The sequence below is a fragment of the Acinetobacter soli genome, from assembly GCF_018139125.1.
GTDB classification, from domain to species: domain Bacteria; phylum Pseudomonadota; class Gammaproteobacteria; order Pseudomonadales; family Moraxellaceae; genus Acinetobacter; species Acinetobacter soli.
The window spans coordinates 2,285,954-2,303,894 of sequence record NZ_CP073241.1 but is presented as its reverse complement, the minus strand read 5'-3'; the positions used below and the strand labels follow the sequence as shown (position 1 = coordinate 2,303,894).

Annotated in this window: 17 protein-coding genes; 6 read left to right on the top strand and 11 right to left on the bottom strand. The window is 46.1% G+C overall.

What is annotated here, in order from left to right:
* Window position 1 precedes the first annotated feature (1 nt).
* From KCV09_RS10615 to gacA, 3 genes are read right to left on the bottom strand one after another with little or no spacing between them, the layout of a single operon-like run.
* Complete coding sequence (locus KCV09_RS10615) at window positions 2-1,420, bottom strand: sigma-54-dependent transcriptional regulator (RefSeq protein ID WP_151814948.1); 1,419 nt, start codon at window positions 1,418-1,420, stop codon at window positions 2-4.
* Window positions 1,421-1,447: 27 nt separating this feature from the next.
* A complete protein-coding gene (locus tag KCV09_RS10610) occupies window positions 1,448-3,016 on the bottom strand; it encodes a sensor histidine kinase (protein ID WP_151809375.1) in 1,569 nt (522 codons plus the stop codon).
* Window positions 3,017-3,038: 22 nt separating this feature from the next.
* The gene (gacA, locus tag KCV09_RS10605; RefSeq protein WP_004932261.1) at window positions 3,039-3,674 is read right to left on the bottom strand and encodes a response regulator transcription factor GacA; all 636 of its coding nucleotides are present in this window, start codon (window positions 3,672-3,674) and stop codon (window positions 3,039-3,041) included.
* A gap of 213 nt (window positions 3,675-3,887) precedes the next feature.
* Between gacA and pbpG the strand changes: the two genes are divergently transcribed.
* Window positions 3,888-4,946 carry a D-alanyl-D-alanine endopeptidase PBP7/8 gene (pbpG, locus tag KCV09_RS10600; protein ID WP_004932264.1) on the top strand — a complete coding sequence of 353 codons (1,059 nt, stop codon included), beginning with the start codon at window positions 3,888-3,890 and terminating at the stop codon, window positions 4,944-4,946.
* A gap of 66 nt (window positions 4,947-5,012) precedes the next feature.
* Here pbpG and thrC read toward each other — a convergent pair whose 3' ends face one another.
* From thrC to xerD, 4 genes are all read right to left on the bottom strand, one after another.
* Entirely contained in the window at window positions 5,013-6,152 is a 1,140-nt protein-coding gene (thrC, locus tag KCV09_RS10595) for a threonine synthase (RefSeq protein WP_004944129.1), read from the bottom strand.
* A 60-nt stretch (window positions 6,153-6,212) separates the two neighbouring features.
* A complete protein-coding gene (locus KCV09_RS10590; RefSeq protein ID WP_004932270.1) occupies window positions 6,213-7,514 on the bottom strand; it encodes a homoserine dehydrogenase in 1,302 nt (433 codons plus the stop codon).
* A 170-nt stretch (window positions 7,515-7,684) separates the two neighbouring features.
* Window positions 7,685-8,500 carry a DsbC family protein gene (locus KCV09_RS10585; RefSeq protein ID WP_004932272.1) on the bottom strand — a complete coding sequence of 272 codons (816 nt, stop codon included), beginning with the start codon at window positions 8,498-8,500 and terminating at the stop codon, window positions 7,685-7,687.
* 126 nt (window positions 8,501-8,626) lie between these two features.
* Window positions 8,627-9,544, bottom strand: coding sequence for a site-specific tyrosine recombinase XerD (gene xerD / locus KCV09_RS10580; protein WP_004932274.1), 918 nt, complete (start codon window positions 9,542-9,544; stop codon window positions 8,627-8,629).
* A 153-nt stretch (window positions 9,545-9,697) separates the two neighbouring features.
* On the opposite strand from xerD, the gene KCV09_RS10575 reads away from it, so the two are divergent.
* The 5 genes from KCV09_RS10575 to ftsW all read left to right on the top strand — a co-directional run bounded on the left by KCV09_RS10575 (window position 9,698) and on the right by ftsW (window position 14,807).
* The gene (locus tag KCV09_RS10575; RefSeq protein WP_004932278.1) at window positions 9,698-9,961 is read left to right on the top strand and encodes a FeoA family protein; all 264 of its coding nucleotides are present in this window, start codon (window positions 9,698-9,700) and stop codon (window positions 9,959-9,961) included.
* On the top strand, window positions 9,958-11,811 hold the full coding sequence (gene feoB / locus KCV09_RS10570) for a ferrous iron transporter B (RefSeq protein ID WP_025096182.1): 1,854 nt from the start codon (window positions 9,958-9,960) through the stop codon (window positions 11,809-11,811). Before KCV09_RS10575 ends, feoB begins: the two co-directional genes overlap by 4 nt.
* Window positions 11,812-11,827: 16 nt before the next feature.
* Window positions 11,828-12,082, top strand: a complete 255-nt coding sequence (locus tag KCV09_RS10565) for a DUF6587 family protein (protein WP_004932283.1) — start codon at window positions 11,828-11,830, stop codon at window positions 12,080-12,082.
* A 155-nt stretch (window positions 12,083-12,237) separates the two neighbouring features.
* Window positions 12,238-13,584, top strand: coding sequence for a UDP-N-acetylmuramoyl-L-alanine--D-glutamate ligase (gene murD, locus KCV09_RS10560; RefSeq protein WP_048766012.1), 1,347 nt, complete (start codon window positions 12,238-12,240; stop codon window positions 13,582-13,584).
* A gap of 26 nt (window positions 13,585-13,610) precedes the next feature.
* A complete protein-coding gene (gene ftsW, locus KCV09_RS10555) occupies window positions 13,611-14,807 on the top strand; it encodes a putative lipid II flippase FtsW (protein ID WP_004932288.1) in 1,197 nt (398 codons plus the stop codon).
* Window positions 14,808-14,859: 52 nt separating this feature from the next.
* On the opposite strand, the gene gluQRS is transcribed toward ftsW, so the two are convergent.
* The 4 genes from gluQRS to KCV09_RS10535 all read right to left on the bottom strand — a co-directional run bounded on the left by gluQRS (window position 14,860) and on the right by KCV09_RS10535 (window position 17,925).
* A complete protein-coding gene (gene gluQRS, locus KCV09_RS10550) occupies window positions 14,860-15,738 on the bottom strand; it encodes a tRNA glutamyl-Q(34) synthetase GluQRS (RefSeq protein ID WP_212515113.1) in 879 nt (292 codons plus the stop codon).
* A gap of 4 nt (window positions 15,739-15,742) precedes the next feature.
* Window positions 15,743-16,273 carry an RNA polymerase-binding protein DksA gene (dksA, locus tag KCV09_RS10545; RefSeq protein ID WP_004932295.1) on the bottom strand — a complete coding sequence of 177 codons (531 nt, stop codon included), beginning with the start codon at window positions 16,271-16,273 and terminating at the stop codon, window positions 15,743-15,745.
* Between the two features lie 210 nt (window positions 16,274-16,483).
* Entirely contained in the window at window positions 16,484-17,293 is an 810-nt protein-coding gene (cpdA, locus tag KCV09_RS10540; RefSeq protein WP_407651958.1) for a 3',5'-cyclic-AMP phosphodiesterase, read from the bottom strand.
* 2 nt (window positions 17,294-17,295) lie between these two features.
* The gene (locus KCV09_RS10535) at window positions 17,296-17,925 is read right to left on the bottom strand and encodes an NUDIX domain-containing protein (RefSeq protein WP_212515111.1); all 630 of its coding nucleotides are present in this window, start codon (window positions 17,923-17,925) and stop codon (window positions 17,296-17,298) included.
* Window positions 17,926-17,941: the final 16 nt, after the last annotated feature.

Below are 17,941 nucleotides of genomic sequence, written 5' to 3'. Positions count from 1 at the left end.
ACTAACTTTCTTCAGTATCAAGACCAAATTTCTTCAAGCGATAGCGAAGTGAGCGAAAGCTCATGCCGAGTTTTTTTGCGGCCAAGGTTCGGTTCCAGTGACTACAATTCAATGCATTTAATAATATCTCTTTTTCAATTTTTTCAAGATATTGCTCGAGTCCTTCGTGAGGAAGCTTGGTTTTAGTTTCAGGCTGCTGTGCGATCACACGTGGAATTTTAAGATAATCGGTTGCTTCAGTTACTGCGGAAGTATAGTCGCGTAGGGAGGAGCCATTTAAATGTTGCACGTCGATAAATGCAGTTTCACTTAAAGTTATGGCACGTTCGATCATGTTACGTAATTCACGTACATTCCCCGGAAACGGATAATGCAGTAAAAATTCTTCAGCTGCTGTGGTCAGTTGCTTGATCGGGATGATCCAGTCACGACAAACATGCCCAACAAAATGTCGTGCTAAAATCAAAATATCGTCTCCACGCTCTCGTAGCGGTGGTAGGGTAATGTCCATGACATGAATACGAAAAAACAAATCTTGGCGAAATTTGCCCTGTTGAACCAGTTGTTCAAGCTGTTGATGACTGGCACTGATCACTCGAAAATCCACATCGATTTCGTGCTCAGATCCGAGGGGGCGAATTTTCTTTTCCTGAATAGCGCGTAACAATTTGACCTGCATGCTCAGCGGTAATTCTGCTACTTCATCGAGAAACAGACTGCCGCCTTGTGCCGCTTGTATCAACCCTTGCTTGTCTTGTGTGGCACCGGTAAAACTGCCTTTTTTATGCCCAAATAATTCACTTTCCATCAGTTCGGCTGGAATTGCACCACAGTTAATCGCAATAAAAGGGCCTTCATTACGATTACTTAAGCGATGAACCAGATTGGCCACCACTTCTTTACCTGTTCCGGATTCACCGGTAATAAAGACCGGCGCCTGTGAGCGCGAGATTTTTCGTAGTGCAATCCGAAGTGCTTCAATGGGTTCAGATTGCCCAATCAAGAGCTGGTGTTCAAGAGTTTCCCTATCATTGTCGGGATGCATCTGGCTACTGTTAAGTGCGGTCTGTATCAGTTGTTTCAGATGCTGCGGATTGATCGGTTTACTGACGAAATCAAACGCACCCGCCTTAAGCGCTGAAATGGCAATTTCCATGTTGCCATAGGCTGTGATCACAGCAATCGGAATATACGGAAAATGTTCATTCACATGATCAATCAAATCTAGTCCATGACCATCGGGTAGATTGAGGTCGGTCAGACAGGCGTTGTATTCATGTGTCGCAAGCAATTGTTTGGCCTGCTCTACATTGTAGGCACAATCTGTATGGATGCCCATGCGCGACAGGCTAATTTGCATCAATGAACAAAGATCTTCTTCGTCATCGATCAGTAATACACGTGGCTGAAGAATGGTCATAACCCCACAAAACCTAATTTATATATTTTAATTTATTGGGCAGTGGATTCTAAAGCATGCCCCTTTATCTTGTTCAACATAGGTCAGCTTGGCATGATTCGCCTCGCAAAGACTCTGTGATAAATACAATCCTAAACCAGTTCCCTGAATTTCGGTACTAAAAAACGGTTTAAACAGTTGCGAAAGATTACGTTTTGTTACGCCCTCACCAAAATCGACAATATCAATCCAGATCGAAGTCGATGCCAACTGCACCACAATCTGTACTGCGGGTGCTTCTGGTGCATTGTGACGAAGTGCATTTCGAATCAGATTGACCAGCACTTGCCGGAGTTGAGACGGATCAAACACAATCGATACATCGTGTGCTGGGAGCTGAAGTTCTAATTTCTGCTGTACATCATTTAAGTCTTCGTGCAGTAAACTCTTTAAAAACGGATTGAGCTGGATGGTGATTGGGGTGGTGGTCTGATTACGCGCCATCCCGAGCGTATCTTCAATAATGCCATTGATCCGTTTGGTTTGTTTTCTGATCATGTTCTGCAATTGCTGCTGCTCATGCAGTTCACTATCGGACAGTAATTCATTGGCTTGGGCAATTGCAGCCAAAGGATTGCGAATTTCATGGGCAATACTGGCCGAGAGTTGCCCCAATGCGGCAAGTTTTAACTGCTGAACACGTTGATTCATTCTTTGAGCGTCTTGCAAGATCAACAAGATTAAGGATTGTTGCGGAACCCGTAAACGCTGAATACGCACATGAAGACGATAAGTCGAAAACTGTGATTCAAAATTGAATGTTTCACCATCTTGCAGCGAGGTCGATCTGAGCACTTCAACTAAGTCTGGCTGAAGATTCACCAATGGCAATTGTTCATGCGCAAAAAGCGGCTGTATGCCTAAAAAACTCGACGCTGCGGGATTACACACCACAACATGATAACTTTCGTCGAGTACCAGATAACCCTCTTTGGCCTGATCTAGAATATAACGATTGATATTTTGGAGTTGATTGAGTACGTCAGATTGATGATTGGCAATGTTCTCAAGTAACTGAAAACGTCGCACCGCGATTTGCCCAATTCCGTAAACCACAAAAAATAAAAAAGCCAGCAAAATACTGTTGCTGATCGAGCTGAGATGGTCTTTGTCAAACAGGACCAACACCACTTGCTGATAGATCACCACAATGACCGCGAGAAGTGTAACGGTCAGTGACATTCGTGCTTGCAGCAAAATCGCCGCCGAAAATACCGTCACCACGTACAGCATGCTCAAGTGCAGACTTGGGCTGCCCACGGCGTAGGTGAGTAAACTCAGTACCACAATGTCGACAATAAACAGCAAGGTGAGCTGTGAGGCAATCCATCGTGTAGAGAATTTAAATACTCCACCTTGCATAAAGCTGAGCAAGGTGTAAATCACCAGTGTAAAAACGTAAAGTTCGGGATGTAAATAGTCTGAGCTGTGACCCTGACCTGTGGTGTAAAAGATCAGAATCAGGCTTAAGCCAATAATGACACGATAAGCACCATACCAAGCGCCTAGACGATAAATCGTATACGACAGCTGGGTAGACAGAGCAGGCGCCGGCATAGAACAATCAGGAAATAGAAGACTAAGGTTTTATCAGCCCATAACGAATGGCCAGATGAGTAAGTTTGACATCACTGTCGATGGCGAGTTTTTCAAAGATGCGATAACGATAAGTATTGACGGTTTTGACACTAACAAACAGTTTATCCGCAATTTCCTGCGCACTGATACAGTTCACGACCATCATGGCGACTTGCATTTCACGTTCAGATAAAACATCAAATGGCGATTGCTGGGTATCAGACAGATAAGAGCTGGCCAATTGCTCTGCAATGTCGGCACTAAAATATTTACCGCCTTGCATGACTTTATTGATGGCACGCACCATTTCGGCAATTGGGGCACCTTTGGTGATATAGCCTTTTGCCCCGGCTTTAAGCAATAAAGATGGATAAGGTTCTTCCGCCAAACCGCTGACCGCTATCACTTTGGTCTCAGGTGCAGATTGCAACAGACGACGTGTGGTTTCGACGCCCCCAATTCCAGGCATATTCACATCCAGCAAGACCACCTGAGGATGCTTCTGACGCACGATATTGATTGCATCTTCACCTGATTCTGCTTGTCCAATCACATCGACATCGGCTTGATCCTCAAGCATACGACAAATGCCCGTACGTACCAATTCATGGTCATCAACGACTAAAACAGTGATCACACAGGCCTCCTGAAATTACAAAGATGGTTTTTTGTTACATAAAGCAAAATTCACTTGCATTGTAATGACAAAATTAGCAATTCTATTCACATAAGTTGAGAGAATAGTTGTACGCAAACATGTCTGACATTACCGTCATGCTGTATGTCCAAATGTAAGGCATAATGCAGGTAATAAGCAAATTTGTGTTCACCCTGAGTTGAGTAATTTACCGTGAAATATGCCAAAAAAACTCTGAAACATGCTTTGGGCATGTCGATTTTGCTAGCTTTGAGTTCAACAAGCTTTGCAGAACTCATTGTGAATCCATCTCCGGGGAATGCTGCTGGTGCTGCATCTTTAAGCTGGTCATCGGATGACGCAAATCAATTATTAAATTCAGACCGTTCGCTTGAGGCTGCTGCCAGTCCTCAGGGGTCGACGTCTGTCACAACCACATTACGCAGTACCACGACCACCACGCTTACGCCTGCACCTGCTGCGCCATCGGCAATTCGTGATACTGGTGGTTATGGCGCGCAACCTGCTGTCAGCGCTCGTGCGGCTTTGGTGATGGATGCCCAAACAGGCGAAGTCTTGTTTAGTAAAAATACCAATGCATCGATGCCGATTGCATCAATTACCAAGCTGATGACCGCTGTGGTGACCGCAGATGCGCGCTTAGATATGTCCCAAGAAATCACCTTGGAATCGATTGATTTTGCCGGGGCAGGTGGGAAAAATTCGAGTTCAACCTTGCGCGTAGGCGACAAGATGAACCGTGCCGAAGTATTACTATTTGCTTTAATGAAATCTGAAAACCCTGCTGCTGCTGCACTGGCACGTACTTATCCGGGCGGACGTCCAGCATTTGTGGCGGCCATGAATGCCAAGGCACGTCAATTGGGCATGAGCTCAACACACTATGTTGAATCTTCAGGACTCGATCCGCACAATATCTCGTCAGCACGTGATTTGGGGATTTTAGTCAGTGCTGCTTCGCAATATGGTTTGATCCGTCAGTTTTCGACCACACCTAGCTATGACTTCAATCTGGGTTATCGCGTATTGAAATCAAACAATACCAACGCGTTGGTACGAAATGGTGGCTGGAATATTAATTTATCGAAGACTGGCTATATCAATGAAGCGGGCCGTTGTGTGGTAATGCATGCAACCGTTAACTCGCGTCCTGCGGTGGTGGTATTGCTCGGTGCAGGTTCAACGCAATCGCGTAACAACGATGCAACCAACCTCTTAAACTGGCTGGCACAACAACCAAAGCGCATTTAAAACGATATACAAACAAGTGCAATAAAAAACCCGTTTCAGAGAACGGGTTTTTTATTGCCTGATAACTTACATGTTCGACAAGATAGAGTCTTTCACTTGTGTCATGGTGGCATCGATAGACAGCATCACGGCATCTGCACATTGCTTGATTGCAGTATCCGGATCTTTTAAGCCATTGCCTGTAACGGTACAGACAATCACAGAACCTTCAGGAATTTTACCCGCTTTGATGTCGCGCATTGCACCGCCAATTGAGGCAGCAGATGCAGGCTCAACAAATACGCCTTCGTACATCGACAATAAACGTTGTGCTTCTAGAATTTCAGCATCTGTTAATTCATCGAACCAACCTTCTGAATCACGAACAGCTGCTTTGGCATGGTTCCAGCTTTGTGGATTACCAATACGAATAGCCGTTGCAATCGTTTCAGGTTGCTCAATCGGTGCGCCACGCATAAATGGTGCTGCACCTGCTGCCTGATAACCCACCATCGTTGGCAGACCGTCTGGTTTAGGGCCCGTAAACTGGTCGGTTGCAGCATCGTAAATCACTTGCTCGAACTGCTCAGCTGGCTGGTTAGCAACCGCTTCGGTATAACCCATCCAGTGTGCGGTGATGTTTCCTGCATTTCCAACAGGTAAGCAATGGTAGTCTGGCGCACGACCTAATGATTCAACAATTTCATAGGCAATGGTTTTTTGACCTTGTAAGCGGTACGGGTTAATTGAGTTTACAATCGTGACCGGTGCTTGGTCGGCCACTTCTTTCACTAAACGCATACCGTCGTCAAAGTTACCACGAATTTGCATGGTGATTGCGCCGTACATCATGGCCTGAGCCAATTTGCCCATTGCAATTTTGCCTTCTGGAATCAAGACAAATGCTTTCATGCCTGCACGTGCAGCATATGCCGCCGCTGCCGCCGAAGTATTACCTGTTGATGCACAGATAATGGCTTTTGAACCTTCTTCAGCAGCTTTGGTCACTGCCATGGTCATGCCGCGGTCTTTAAATGAACCAGTTGGGTTAAGCCCTTCATATTTCACATAAATTTCGACATCTTTGCCAATAATGCGTGGAATATTCTCTAGTTTAATCAGCGGAGTATTTCCTTCACCTAAAGAAATGGCACGCGTCGTTGCAGAAACTGGCAAACGGTCACGATAACGATCCACGAGACCGGTATAACGATTGGCATTAGACATGATGATTTATGTTCCAAGAGTAAGGTAGAGCTGGCGAGAGGGTTAACCCTCTCCACCTGATTAACTATCGAGCGATTCTAAACGAATTCGCACAATTTCGCCATGAATTGCAGGTAAAGCCTGAATTTTTGCAATGGCGTCATCCATTTTGGATTCGACCACTGGATCAGTCAAAATCACAATCGGGATAAGATCTTTTAAACGCGACTGCTGCATAATCGCATCGATACTGATGCCTGCACGGCTCAGAATCGTGGTAATGTCTGCCAGTACGCCGGTTTGGTCTTCAGCATCGACACGTAAGTAATAACCTGTGGTCATTTCTTCGCGCTTCAAGATTGGAAGGTCGGTCAAGGCTTCAAAAGCAAGTTGTGGAATGGTGCCTGCACCATCTTCAGTATAAGAAATATCACGTACAATATCGACGATATCGGCAACCACAGCAGATGCTGTAGGGCCTGCACCTGCACCTGCGCCGTAGTACAACGTTGGGCCAACCGCATGCGCCTGTACCAGTACAGCATTTTTAACGCCATTGACGTTGGCAATCAGTTCTTCTTCTGGAATTAGGGTCGGGTGTACGCGAAGTTCAATACCGTGTTCTGCACGACGGGCAATACCCAAGTGCTTAATTCGAAAACCTAGTTCTTCTGCATATTTGACATCTTGTGCGGTAATCTTGCTGATCCCTTCGGTGTACACTTTGTCAAATTGAAGCGGAATACCAAAAGCACACGAGGCCAAAATGGTCAGTTTGTGCGCCGCATCGATGCCTTCAACATCAAAAGTTGGATCAGCTTCGGCATAGCCGAGTTCTTGTGCTTCTTTTAAGACATCTGCAAAAGCACGACCTTTGTCGCGCATTTCAGTCAAAATAAAGTTGCCTGTTCCATTAATGATTCCAGCCAACCAGTCAATACGGTTTGCGGCCAAACCTTCACGAATCACTTTAATAATTGGAATGCCGCCAGCCACTGCCGCTTCATATGCAATCTGAACAGCATTGTCTTCGGCAGCTTTAAACAGTTCGTTACCATGCTCGGCCAGAAGCGCTTTGTTGGCTGTGACCACTTGTTTGCCATGCTTGATGGCTTCCATGATAAGTTCGTAAGCAGGATGGATACCGCCCATTACCTCAACCACGACGTCTACATCGGGCTGGCGCACAATGTGCATTAAATCGTCACTTTGCTGAATACCATTAAGGTCAAGATCTGGGCGAGGACGGCGAGTGCCAACGTAGGTAATTTGAATTTCACGACCGGTGCGACGTTTAATTTCAGCAGCGTTTTCTTGTAATAGTTTAAGGGCACCACCACCAACGGTTCCGAGACCGAGTATTGCCAGACGAACTGGTTTCACGTCACACTCCATACATGCATAAAAATTCAATAGGTCTAGATCATAGCTAAAAAAATCGTCAGACTCTAGGGTTTGTTGGCATTTCCATAAGGAAATGCCAACGCTATTGTTTTTTAGTCAAGATGATTTAAGTTTGAACAATGTAGCACTGCAAATATAAGCAGGCTTGATTACTTATTAAGACGTGTATCAAGCTCCTCAGGAGTCAAGTAACCGCCTAAGTATTCACCCTCGACGCTATAAATAGCAGGTGTACCGTTCACGCCAATTTTTTGACCCAGTTGGTACTGATCACGTACAGGATTTTTGCACTGTGCTGCTTGTACCGGTTGGCCCTGAACGGCTTGCGCAAATGCTGCTTTACGATCTGCACTACACCAGATTGCTTCCATGGTCGGCATAAACTGGTCGCCACGCGGCCAAGCAATATAACGGACCTCTATGCCTTTGGCATTGATTTCATCAAGATGCTCGTGCAATTTGTGGCAATACGGACAGCTTGCATCGGTAAACACGTAAACTACATGCTTGGCTTTACCATTTTTGGCTGGATACACAATCAGATCTTGTGTCTTGAGCGTTGCAAATAATTTTTTGTTTTCTTTGGCTTGTAAGGCTTCACCTACACTCACCAACTCCTTATTCCCCAACCGGATCACATCGCCTTGAATAATGTATTTACCATCGCTGGTGGCATAAACCGATGGCATGCCATCTAAGCTTACCCAATACAGGTTGGGTACTTCGGTCGACTGAACACCAGTAATTTTGGCATTGATGTTGGCACTTTTGAGGTGATCCTGCAAAGTCGAAATCAGACGTTGTTGAGCATTGCGTTCACTTAAGGTCGATGCCTCACCCGTTGCCGGTGTATTTGCAGTCAACGTATCTTGTTTGGCAGCATCATCCTGTTTGGAACATGCCGATACAGCTAAACTTCCAGCCAAAGCGCAGGCGATAAAAAGGTGCGAACGGGTAAATGACATAAACAACCCTTTTCATTTCAATTGTTATTTAAAGGCTTTTAGAATATCAAAAAAAAATCCAACTGATGGTAATTATTCGATGCGCTCTGTAACTGATCCGTCTTTGTATCTGGTCTGTTGGCAAGATTAAGCGCGCGGATGGTATTGTTCATGCAATTGCTGCATACGGATTTGAGCCACATGGGTATAAATCTGTGTGGTCGATAAATCACTATGCCCCAAGAGTAACTGCACCACACGCAAGTCGGCACCATGATTGAGTAGATGTGTTGCAAAGGCATGGCGCAAGGTATGCGGAGAAAGCTCCATCTGAATATTGGCTTGCAATGCATAGCGCTTGATGGCGTACCAAAAATTTTGTCGGCTCATAATGCCGCCATGCTGGGTTAAAAAGAGATAATCGGTCGCGCTTTTATATAGCGCAGGGCGTGATTCGCGCAGGTAGCGCTCGACCCATTCAGTCGCAAACTGACCCAGAGGCACCAAACGCTCTTTGTTGCCTTTACCGGTAATACGCAAATAGCCTTGCTTTAAATTAATCAGCTCCAGCTTTAGGTTCAGCAGCTCAGACACCCGTAAACCGCAGGCATATAAAACTTCAAGCATGGCACGATCGCGTAGCCCTAGCGCCGTGGAGGTATCTGGTGCATGAATCAGTGCATCGACATCTTGCTCAGATAAATCTTGTGGCAGACTTCGACCCAGTTTCGGGCTTTTATGCAGCGCCACAGGATTATCGGTTCGAATTTTCTGTTCACGTAAAAACTTATAAAACTGACGCAGTGCCGAGAGACAGCGTGCTATTGAGCGCGGGCTTTTCCCCAGTTTAGTGAGTTCAATCAAAACATCCGAGATGTCATCGGCACTCCATTCGGGCAGGGCGTGGCGAGACAATTGGGCACACTGGATCAAATCGCTTAAATATGCGTTGCGGGTATGCGGGCTGACACTTTGTGCCACCAGATAGTCTCTAAAGCCATGCAAAAAACTAAATGGTTTTGGAATTGTAATTGGCGCAGGCGTGCGAGGCTTTTTACTGATCATTCAAGCAACAGATGTTCTGTGATAACAATACATTAGTGTAAACAGCGTTTGCTGTCGATGAGATTTTACAGATGTGAATCGTAACGATTCCTTATTTGTTAATTATTCTCATTTGGATGTATACTATGCAAAAGCTTTCAGGATCAAATTGCAGTGCGTTTATCAGAACTTAGAGTGAAGCAAACTGCCATCATCACAGCGGTGGATCATACCCTTGATGGCAGTCCGGATCAACAAGATCCAATCGCAAACCGCCTTGAAACCTTAGGATTTGTTGCGGGTGAAAAGGTACAGATCGTGACAAAAGGCGTGTTTGGTGGCGATCCGATTCTGGTGCAACTGGGTTTTACCCGTTTTGCTTTACGTAAAGAAGAAGCTGCAAGAGTTCAAATCAGTCAAGAAGGGGCAGGCACATGAGTGAAGCACTTCGTGTCGCCCTTGTTGGAAATCCTAACTGCGGTAAAACCTCTTTATTTAACCACCTAACCGGTACGCGCCAGAAGGTTGCCAACTATGCTGGTGTGACAGTAGAGCGTAAAGTCGGACACTTTGATCTGCCTTCAAAAAAACCGGTTCGCGTGCTGGATTTACCAGGGACCTATAGCTTAAGTGCGACCAGTCCAGATGAAGCCATTACCCGCGATGTGTGTTTAGGCAAAATTGAAGGAGAGCGCGATCAGGATGCATTTTTGTGCGTGGTCGATGCCACCAACTTAAAACTTCATTTAGGTTTAGTGCTGGAAATTCTTGAACTCAAAAGACCAGTATTGGTTGTGCTGAATATGATGGATGAAGCACGCCGCCGAGGTATTCAGGTGAACTCACAAAAGCTTTCGGAGCGTTTGGGAGTGCCTGTCGTTGAAACGGTTGCAGTGCGTAATTCAGGGATTCAAAATCTGATGAGTGCGCTGGATCAGCACAAGTTTATGGTGCCGCAAACCGAAATGACGGGTCTGAAAGGCACACACCATCAAAAAATCGAAATGATTTTAAATGACGTGGTGCAGTCTGTAGAAGATGCTGATGCGCGTTCCGATCTCTTAGATAAAATCTTTTTACACCCGGTGCTTGGTTTGCTCAGTTTGGCACTCCTGATGTTTGTGGTGTTTCAGGCCGTGTTTGCTTGGGCTGCGCCGTTTATGGACAGCATTGAAGGCTTTTTCGGCTGGTTGGGGGAAAGTGTGGGTGCCTACATTTCCCAGCCTTTACTGCATAGTCTAGTGGTCGATGGCATTATTGCTGGTGCCGGCGGCGTGGTGGTGTTTTTGCCGCAGATTTTGATTCTGTTCTTTTTTATTTTGGTGCTTGAAGAATCTGGCTATCTGCCACGAGCTGCCTTTTTGCTCGATAAACTCATGTTTAAAGCCGGCTTAAGTGGGCGTGCATTTATTCCACTCCTTTCAAGTTTTGCCTGTGCTATTCCGGGCATTATGGCCACGCGTAGTATTACCGATCCACGCGACCGTTTCACCACCATTATGGTGGCACCTCTGATGACCTGTTCGGCGCGTTTGCCGGTGTATGCCTTGTTGATTGGTGCTTTTATTCCCGCACAAACCGTGTGGGGAATTTTTAACCTGCAAGGATTGGTGTTATTCGCCTTATATATGGCGGGTATCTTGAGTGCGCTATGCGTATCGTTTGTGATGAAGTTTTTCCAAAAAGATAATTCACAACATGCTTTATTGATGGAACTGCCAAGTTATCGTTTACCCGATTTAAAAAGTGTGGGAATTGGTTTACTGGATCGCGCCAAAATCTTCTTAAAGCGTGTGGGCGGAATTATCTTTGCCTTGTCGATTTTGCTTTGGTTTTTGTGTACCTTTCCGCAGCCGCCAGAAGGCGCAACGCTTCCGGCAATTGATTATAGTTTTGCCGGTATGCTGGGACATTTGATTCAACCTATTTTTGCGCCGCTTGGCTTTAACTGGCAAATCTGTATTGCACTGATTCCAGCAATGGCAGCGCGTGAAGTGGTTGTGGCCGCACTCGGCACAGTGTATGCACTATCTGCTACCAGTGAAGATGCGGTTACGCAAGGGCTATCGAGTCTGATCAGTGCTGATGGTTCAGGATGGTCGCTTGCAACCGGGCTTGCTTTGCTGGTGTGGTTTGTTTATGCGCCGCATTGCTTGGCTACATTGGCGACGGTTCGTCGTGAAACGGGATCGTGGAAAAATGTGGCTGTGATGACTGGATATTTGTTCGGTCTGGCGTATTTGATGTCATTTTTGACGTATCAATTGGCATCACGTTTTTTCTCTTGAGTGGTTGAGGTGGAGCATGATTGAGTATCTGATTATTGCAGTATTGGTCATCTGGAGTGCATGGGTAGTGTTCAGGAAAGTCTTTCCGAAAACTTCGACTGCGCTATTTATGTCACTTTCAGATCAGTGCCAACAACGTGGCTGGCACGCACTGGCAACACGCTTAAAACCCAAAATGGTGGCCGGATGTGGCGGTAGCTGCGGATGTTCGACTGACGATAAGCCGACATCGCCAGTGCAAGAGATCAAGCCGGTAAAATGGTTGCAATAATACCGCAGATCAACTGATTAAAAAGCCATCAAATCGATGGCTTTTTTTACGCGCTGACACAAAAAACGTCGAATAAAACCAAAACTGAAAAAGCATTCAAAACCCCAAAGTGCTACCATTTTGGCAATCAATTTTTGTCACAATGCGGGGCATGCATGCTTATACAACGGGGTGGACTAAAAGTCGTTGCGGGTCTAGGAATCTCAGGGGTTTCCGCCGTTAATTTTTTACATGAACAAGGCTACCGCGTTGCTGTCACAGATTCTCGTGCAGTCCCCCCGGGGCATGATCAGATTCCGGCAGAGGTGCAAACTCATTTTGGTGCGCTGGATCTGGAGTTGCTCTTACAAGCAGAAGAAATTATTTTAAGCCCTGGATTAGCGCCACAGTTGCCTGAAATTCAGCAAGCGATTGCGCACGGTATACCCGTGATTGGCGATATTCAGGTATTACGCCGTGCCACTACTGTTCCCATTGTGGCGATTACTGGTTCAAATGCCAAAAGTACGGTCACCACCTTGTTTGGTCAGATGGCCAAAGATGCAGGCAAACGCGTAGCAGTAGGGGGTAACTTAGGTCGTCCAGGGCTCGATTTACTAAAAGACGAGCCTGAATTGTTGGTGCTTGAGCTGTCAAGTTTTCAGCTCGAAACCACCTCGCATCTGAATGCTGAAGTGGCTGTTGTATTAAACATGAGTGAAGATCATCTGGATCGTCATGGGGATATGCTAGGCTACCATCAGGCCAAGCACCGAATTTTTCAGGGCGTAAAAAAGGTGGTGTACAACCGTGATGACGGCTTAACCCGTCCACTTGTGCCAGACAACACCCCGATGCAAAGCTTTGGACTGAATGCACCAGACATCAATCAATACGGTGTGTTGCGCGAAGATGACGGGACGATGTGGCTTGCACGTGGTCGTAACCGCCTCATCAAAAGCACCGAGCTGTACATTCAAGGCACGCACAATATTGCCAATGCGCTGGCCTGCTTAGCACTTGGCGAAGCAATTGGACTACCGCTTGACTCCATGCTCGAGACACTCAAACAGTTTAAGGGCCTAGAGCACCGCTGTGAATACGTTAAAACTGTTCATGATGTACGTTACTATAATGACTCAAAAGGCACCAATGTCGGCGCTACATTGGCAGCCATTGATGGCCTCGGTGCCGCCATTCAACCCCAACATGGTCAAGTGGTGGTGATTTTAGGGGGACAGGGTAAGGGGCAAGATTTCAGCTTGCTGCGCCCATCGGTTGAAAAATATGTCAAAACGGCAATTCTGATGGGTGAAGATGCCCAACAAATTGAACAGGCATTACAGGGAACAGCGTCAATGGTGCATGTTTCAACTTTGCAAGACGCCGTGACTCAGGCGCAACAGCATGCCCAAGAAAACGACGTCGTATTGCTGTCTCCTGCCTGTGCAAGCTTTGATATGTTTAAAGGCTATCCAGATCGCGGGCATCAATTTGTTGCTTGTGTAAATGCCCTTGTTTAAATAACAAAAATCAGAAGGATAATGTGATGGCTGGCTTTGCTCAGACAACCATAACCAAAATTAATCAATGGTACGATCGCTGGATGCCGCGTGTACCGACCGAAATGACGGCGCGTAACGTGCTGATTTTCTGTGTGGTGTGCTTGCTTTGTATTGGTTCGGTGATGGTGGCATCCGCTTCGATGCCGTATGCCGAATATATGCATGAGAATCCATTTCACTATGTGGTTCGTCATGCGATTTCAATTGCAACCGCCGCAATCGTGGCCTATTTCGTTTATAAAGTACCGCTGAATGTCTGGTTTAAAAATACCTTTTCATTATGGCTGATCACGATTTTACTGTTGCTTGCCGTTTTGGTGATTGGAACAGAAGTGAACGGTTCGCGCCGCTGGATTCGACTGGCAGGTTTTACCCTACAGCCGACCGAAGTTGCCAAAGTGATGATGGCCATTTTTACCGCCGATTATGTGGTACGACGTGCCAAAGAGGTGCGTACCCATTGGAAAGGACTGGTTCGCTTAAGTGGTGTTATGGCTATTACGGTCGGGCTGATTATTGCCGAGCCGGATTTGGGCGCCACCGTGGTGATTGTCCTGATGATGGTCGGTATTTTCTTCTTGGCTGGCGCACCGCCCACTCAGTTTGCGATTATGCTGGGCGCGGTCGTGATGGGCATCGGCTTTTTAATTTTGTTTGAACCTTATCGTCTGGCACGTGCCTTATCATTTACCAATCCGTGGGCAGATCCACTCGGAACAGGCTATCAGCTTTCAAATGCATTAATGGCCTTTGGTCGCGGGGAGTGGTTCGGTACAGGGCTCGGGCACAGTGTACAAAAGCTCTCTTATCTGCCTGAGGCACATACCGACTTTATGCTGGCGGTATTGGGTGAAGAGTTTGGTTTTGTCGGTATTTCGATTGTCATCGGCTTGTCGTTTACTATGCTGGCGTGTTGTATCAAAATTGGTCATCGTGCACTGAAGCACAACTTCTTGCGCGCAGGTTATCTGGCGTACGGGATCAGTATTATTTTTCTGCTACAGATCATTGTAAATGCAGGAATGAATATGGGCTTGATGCCAACCAAAGGGCTTACCTTGCCGTTTATTAGTTATGGTGGAACATCATTAATGATGTGTGCTGCGATGATTAGTCTGATTTTGCGTGTCGATGCTTCCACGCAAGAGCTCAATCCAGATCGTGAAGAATCGAATTTCTAATCGATTTGCTTCAATAAAAAAACCGTCATTTGACGGTTTTTTTATTATTGGATTAGAGATAAATCCCTTCGAGCATGGTGTGTTTGGGAATCTGCTCTACATCCCACTGAGCCACGGCCTGCGCAAGCATCTGCCGAGGTGTATCACGTTCTACATTAGGTTGCTGCAAGGCGTTAAGTGCCTGTTGAATATAATCAGCTGCGTGTGCCGGATCGAGTGCAGCCGCCAGATTTTGCTTAGAAAGCTTTTGTCCGTGCTCGTTCATCGCCAGTGGTAAATGCATATAGCGCGGTGTAGGGTAGCCCAGAAGCTGCTGAAGCCAAATTTGCCGTTGGGTGTTGTCGAGTAAATCTGCACCACGCACCACATCCGTGACACCTTGTAGGTAATCATCGACCACCACCGCCAGTTGATAGTTTAAAATGCCGTCACGGCGCTTTAATACAAAATCACCGAGTTCATCGGCCAGATTGCTGCATTGTCTGCCCTGCAAACGATCTTCAAAACAAATGGGCGCTGCGCTGACTTTGACCCGAATGGCCTGATGATCAAAGGCTAAATTCAGTGTTTGACAGGTGCCAGGATAAATGGCATTGGAGCCGAGGAGTTTACGGGTGCATTGACAAGCATAAATCTGCCCCTGTGCATGTAATTGGTCGAGCACCTGTTCGTACAGCGTCAAACGATTGCGCTGAAACACGATTTCGTCGTCTGGCTCAAAACCAAAGGCATCAATGCATTTTAAAATATGTGCTTCACTGCCCGGGTAGATTCGTGGAATATCGGTATCTTCGATGCGAACCAGCCACTTGCCTTGATGCGCTTTGGCATCACAATAGCTGGCAATGGCAGTAATGAGCGATCCAAAATGCAAAGGGCCGGTTGGCGATGGCGCAAACCGACCCACATAAGCAGTATCACGATGAGGCATCGTATTAACCGTTATTTTGCTTCTCTTTGATCTCTGCAAGCGTCTTACAGTCGATACATTGGGTGGCTGTTGGACGTGCTTCTAAACGACGCAGACCAATTTCAATGCCGCAAGTTTCGCAGTAACCGTAATCACCTGCTTTAATTTCTTCAAGCGACTGCTCGATTTTACGAATCAATTTACGTTCGCGGTCGCGGGTACGTAACTCAATTGCAAACTCTTCTTCCTGCGTGGCGCGGTCGTTGACATCAGGCAATGCTGATGATTCATCTTGCATGGTGTTTAGGGTGCGATCCACTTCGCTCATTAATTCACTTTTCCACGCCTCAAGGATTTGGCGAAAGTGATCCAATTGAGCATCAGACATGTATTCTTCGTTTTTCTTAGGCTGATAAGGCGCGATACCAAATAAGCTGGCAGTAGTGCCCCCTTCAGAGGCCTTTGGCTTGGCTTTGCGTGCAGGCTTAGCCGCCTTTTCGGCGTCTAGAACTTGGGTATTTTCGTCTAAGACGTGGTTTTGGTTGTCATTCGCCATAAAGGGCATTCCTCATCATATACGTATTATCTATACGCAAAAAATATGGTGGTATGCAAGTGTTTTTTATCCAATCCCGTTGGCGGATTTTCCCTCGGGGACGTCATCATATAGAGTTTTACACGAAGATGATAGTCGTGCCGATGTGGATTTTATGTGAATCTATCGGACTCAAGCCTTAAAATAAGCCAAAAAAATAAAAAAGAAAAGTTAATAGCCTGAAATTTCAGTATTTATGTTTTGTAGCATTTTTTCGATACGATGAATATGGCTTTCAAACTTACCATTTGCTTGTAGTTTCAGCACGCGATAGCCAGACGGCAAGGCATCAAAGGCAAAGTCATCGCTTCTGGGTTTGAATTGAACCGAAGTCGAGGGCGATGATAAAAACTCGACATGTTCCCAGCGATGTGAGGATTCTTGATGCACATGGCCGCACAGCACTGCCTTCACTTGTGGATGAGCGTGAATGACATCCAGTAATGTGGCGGTATTTTTTAGTTTGTGCTGGTCAATCCATTTGGACTGCATTTCAAATGGGTGATGATGACACGCCAAAATCGTGGACACATTCGGGTGCTGTTGAAGATGTTGCCGCAGTTGCATTAACTGATGGTCGCTGATCCAGCCATCGACTTTCCCGACTACAGCACTGTTCAAGAGCACCAGATGCCATTGGCCCATCGCCACAATACTGATATCTTGCGATGACGATGCATGAAAGGGAAAATGTGCAGGATCGTCGTGATTGCCTGGCACATGAAAAAATGGAATGCCCAGGGTTTGCATATAATCAAGATAACGTGCATAGGTGACTGCGGTAGGGGTCTGTGCCAGATCACCCGTATGAATAATGGCATCGATCTTGGGATAATGTGCCCGAATATGTGCGATCACCTGATGAAAACTCTGTTCAGGATTAATGCCCACGAATTCATGCTGAGGGTCTTCAAGCAGATGCGTGTCGGTAATTTGAATAATCACATGCGCCTGACTTGAAAAAGGGGCTACCTGAAACATAGTCATATATCTCTTAAGTCGGTGGAGAGTTGAATCTGTTGCCAGAGCCACTGTAACGCCATAATGACGGGTGCATTACGCAAACGCCCAGAAATCAGCAGCATCTCGATTTGGGAATAATCCAAGATATGCAGCTGGATATTTTCGTTTTCCTCTGGCAAACCAAAGATACCCCCATGTTCTGGAAGATCGGTTTGTGCAGCATAGAGGTGAAATAGTTCCGAACAGGCACCTGCCGATGGATAGAACGAGAATAAATGCGTCAGTTCATCGATTTGACACCCAGATTCTTCGACACTTTCACGACGAACACATTCTTCCGGTGGTTCATCGCCATCAAGTACACCCGCAATAATTTCAAGTTGCCACGGCGATTGAGTGTCATCGAGTGCACCGACCCGAAATTGTTCAATAAGCGCAAATTTTTGTTGGGTGTGGTTGTAAAGCAACACGCCAGCAGCCTGTTTTCTTCGAATCAGTTCGCGCTGGAAAGGTTGGGTATAATGCGATTGCCCAAAAAGTCGATGCTTGAGTGTGACTTTTTCAAGCTGTGTAAATCCCTGATAGAGCGATTCACGGTTTTCTACTTCAACATCATCATGTGAATAACTGGCTTGTTCTATTATGGTCATACTCATTATTAAAAAG

Coding starts and splice junctions, on each gene's coding strand:
- ftsW (WP_004932288.1), top strand. CDS start 13,611: ATGGCTGGCTTTGCTCAGACAACCATAACCAAAATTAATCAATGGTAC.
- murD (WP_048766012.1), top strand. CDS start 12,238: ATGCTTATACAACGGGGTGGACTAAAAGTCGTTGCGGGTCTAGGAATC.
- KCV09_RS10565 (WP_004932283.1), top strand. CDS start 11,828: ATGATTGAGTATCTGATTATTGCAGTATTGGTCATCTGGAGTGCATGG.
- xerD (WP_004932274.1), bottom strand. CDS start 9,544: ATGATCAGTAAAAAGCCTCGCACGCCTGCGCCAATTACAATTCCAAAA.
- KCV09_RS10535 (WP_212515111.1), bottom strand. CDS start 17,925: ATGACCATAATAGAACAAGCCAGTTATTCACATGATGATGTTGAAGTA.
- thrC (WP_004944129.1), bottom strand. CDS start 6,152: ATGTCTAATGCCAATCGTTATACCGGTCTCGTGGATCGTTATCGTGAC.
- cpdA (WP_407651958.1), bottom strand. CDS start 17,293: ATGTTTCAGGTAGCCCCTTTTTCAAGTCAGGCGCATGTGATTATTCAA.
- feoB (WP_025096182.1), top strand. CDS start 9,958: ATGAGTGAAGCACTTCGTGTCGCCCTTGTTGGAAATCCTAACTGCGGT.
- gluQRS (WP_212515113.1), bottom strand. CDS start 15,738: ATGCCTCATCGTGATACTGCTTATGTGGGTCGGTTTGCGCCATCGCCA.
- KCV09_RS10615 (WP_151814948.1), bottom strand. CDS start 1,420: ATGACCATTCTTCAGCCACGTGTATTACTGATCGATGACGAAGAAGAT.
- KCV09_RS10585 (WP_004932272.1), bottom strand. CDS start 8,500: ATGTCATTTACCCGTTCGCACCTTTTTATCGCCTGCGCTTTGGCTGGA.
- KCV09_RS10610 (WP_151809375.1), bottom strand. CDS start 3,016: ATGCCGGCGCCTGCTCTGTCTACCCAGCTGTCGTATACGATTTATCGT.
- dksA (WP_004932295.1), bottom strand. CDS start 16,273: ATGGCGAATGACAACCAAAACCACGTCTTAGACGAAAATACCCAAGTT.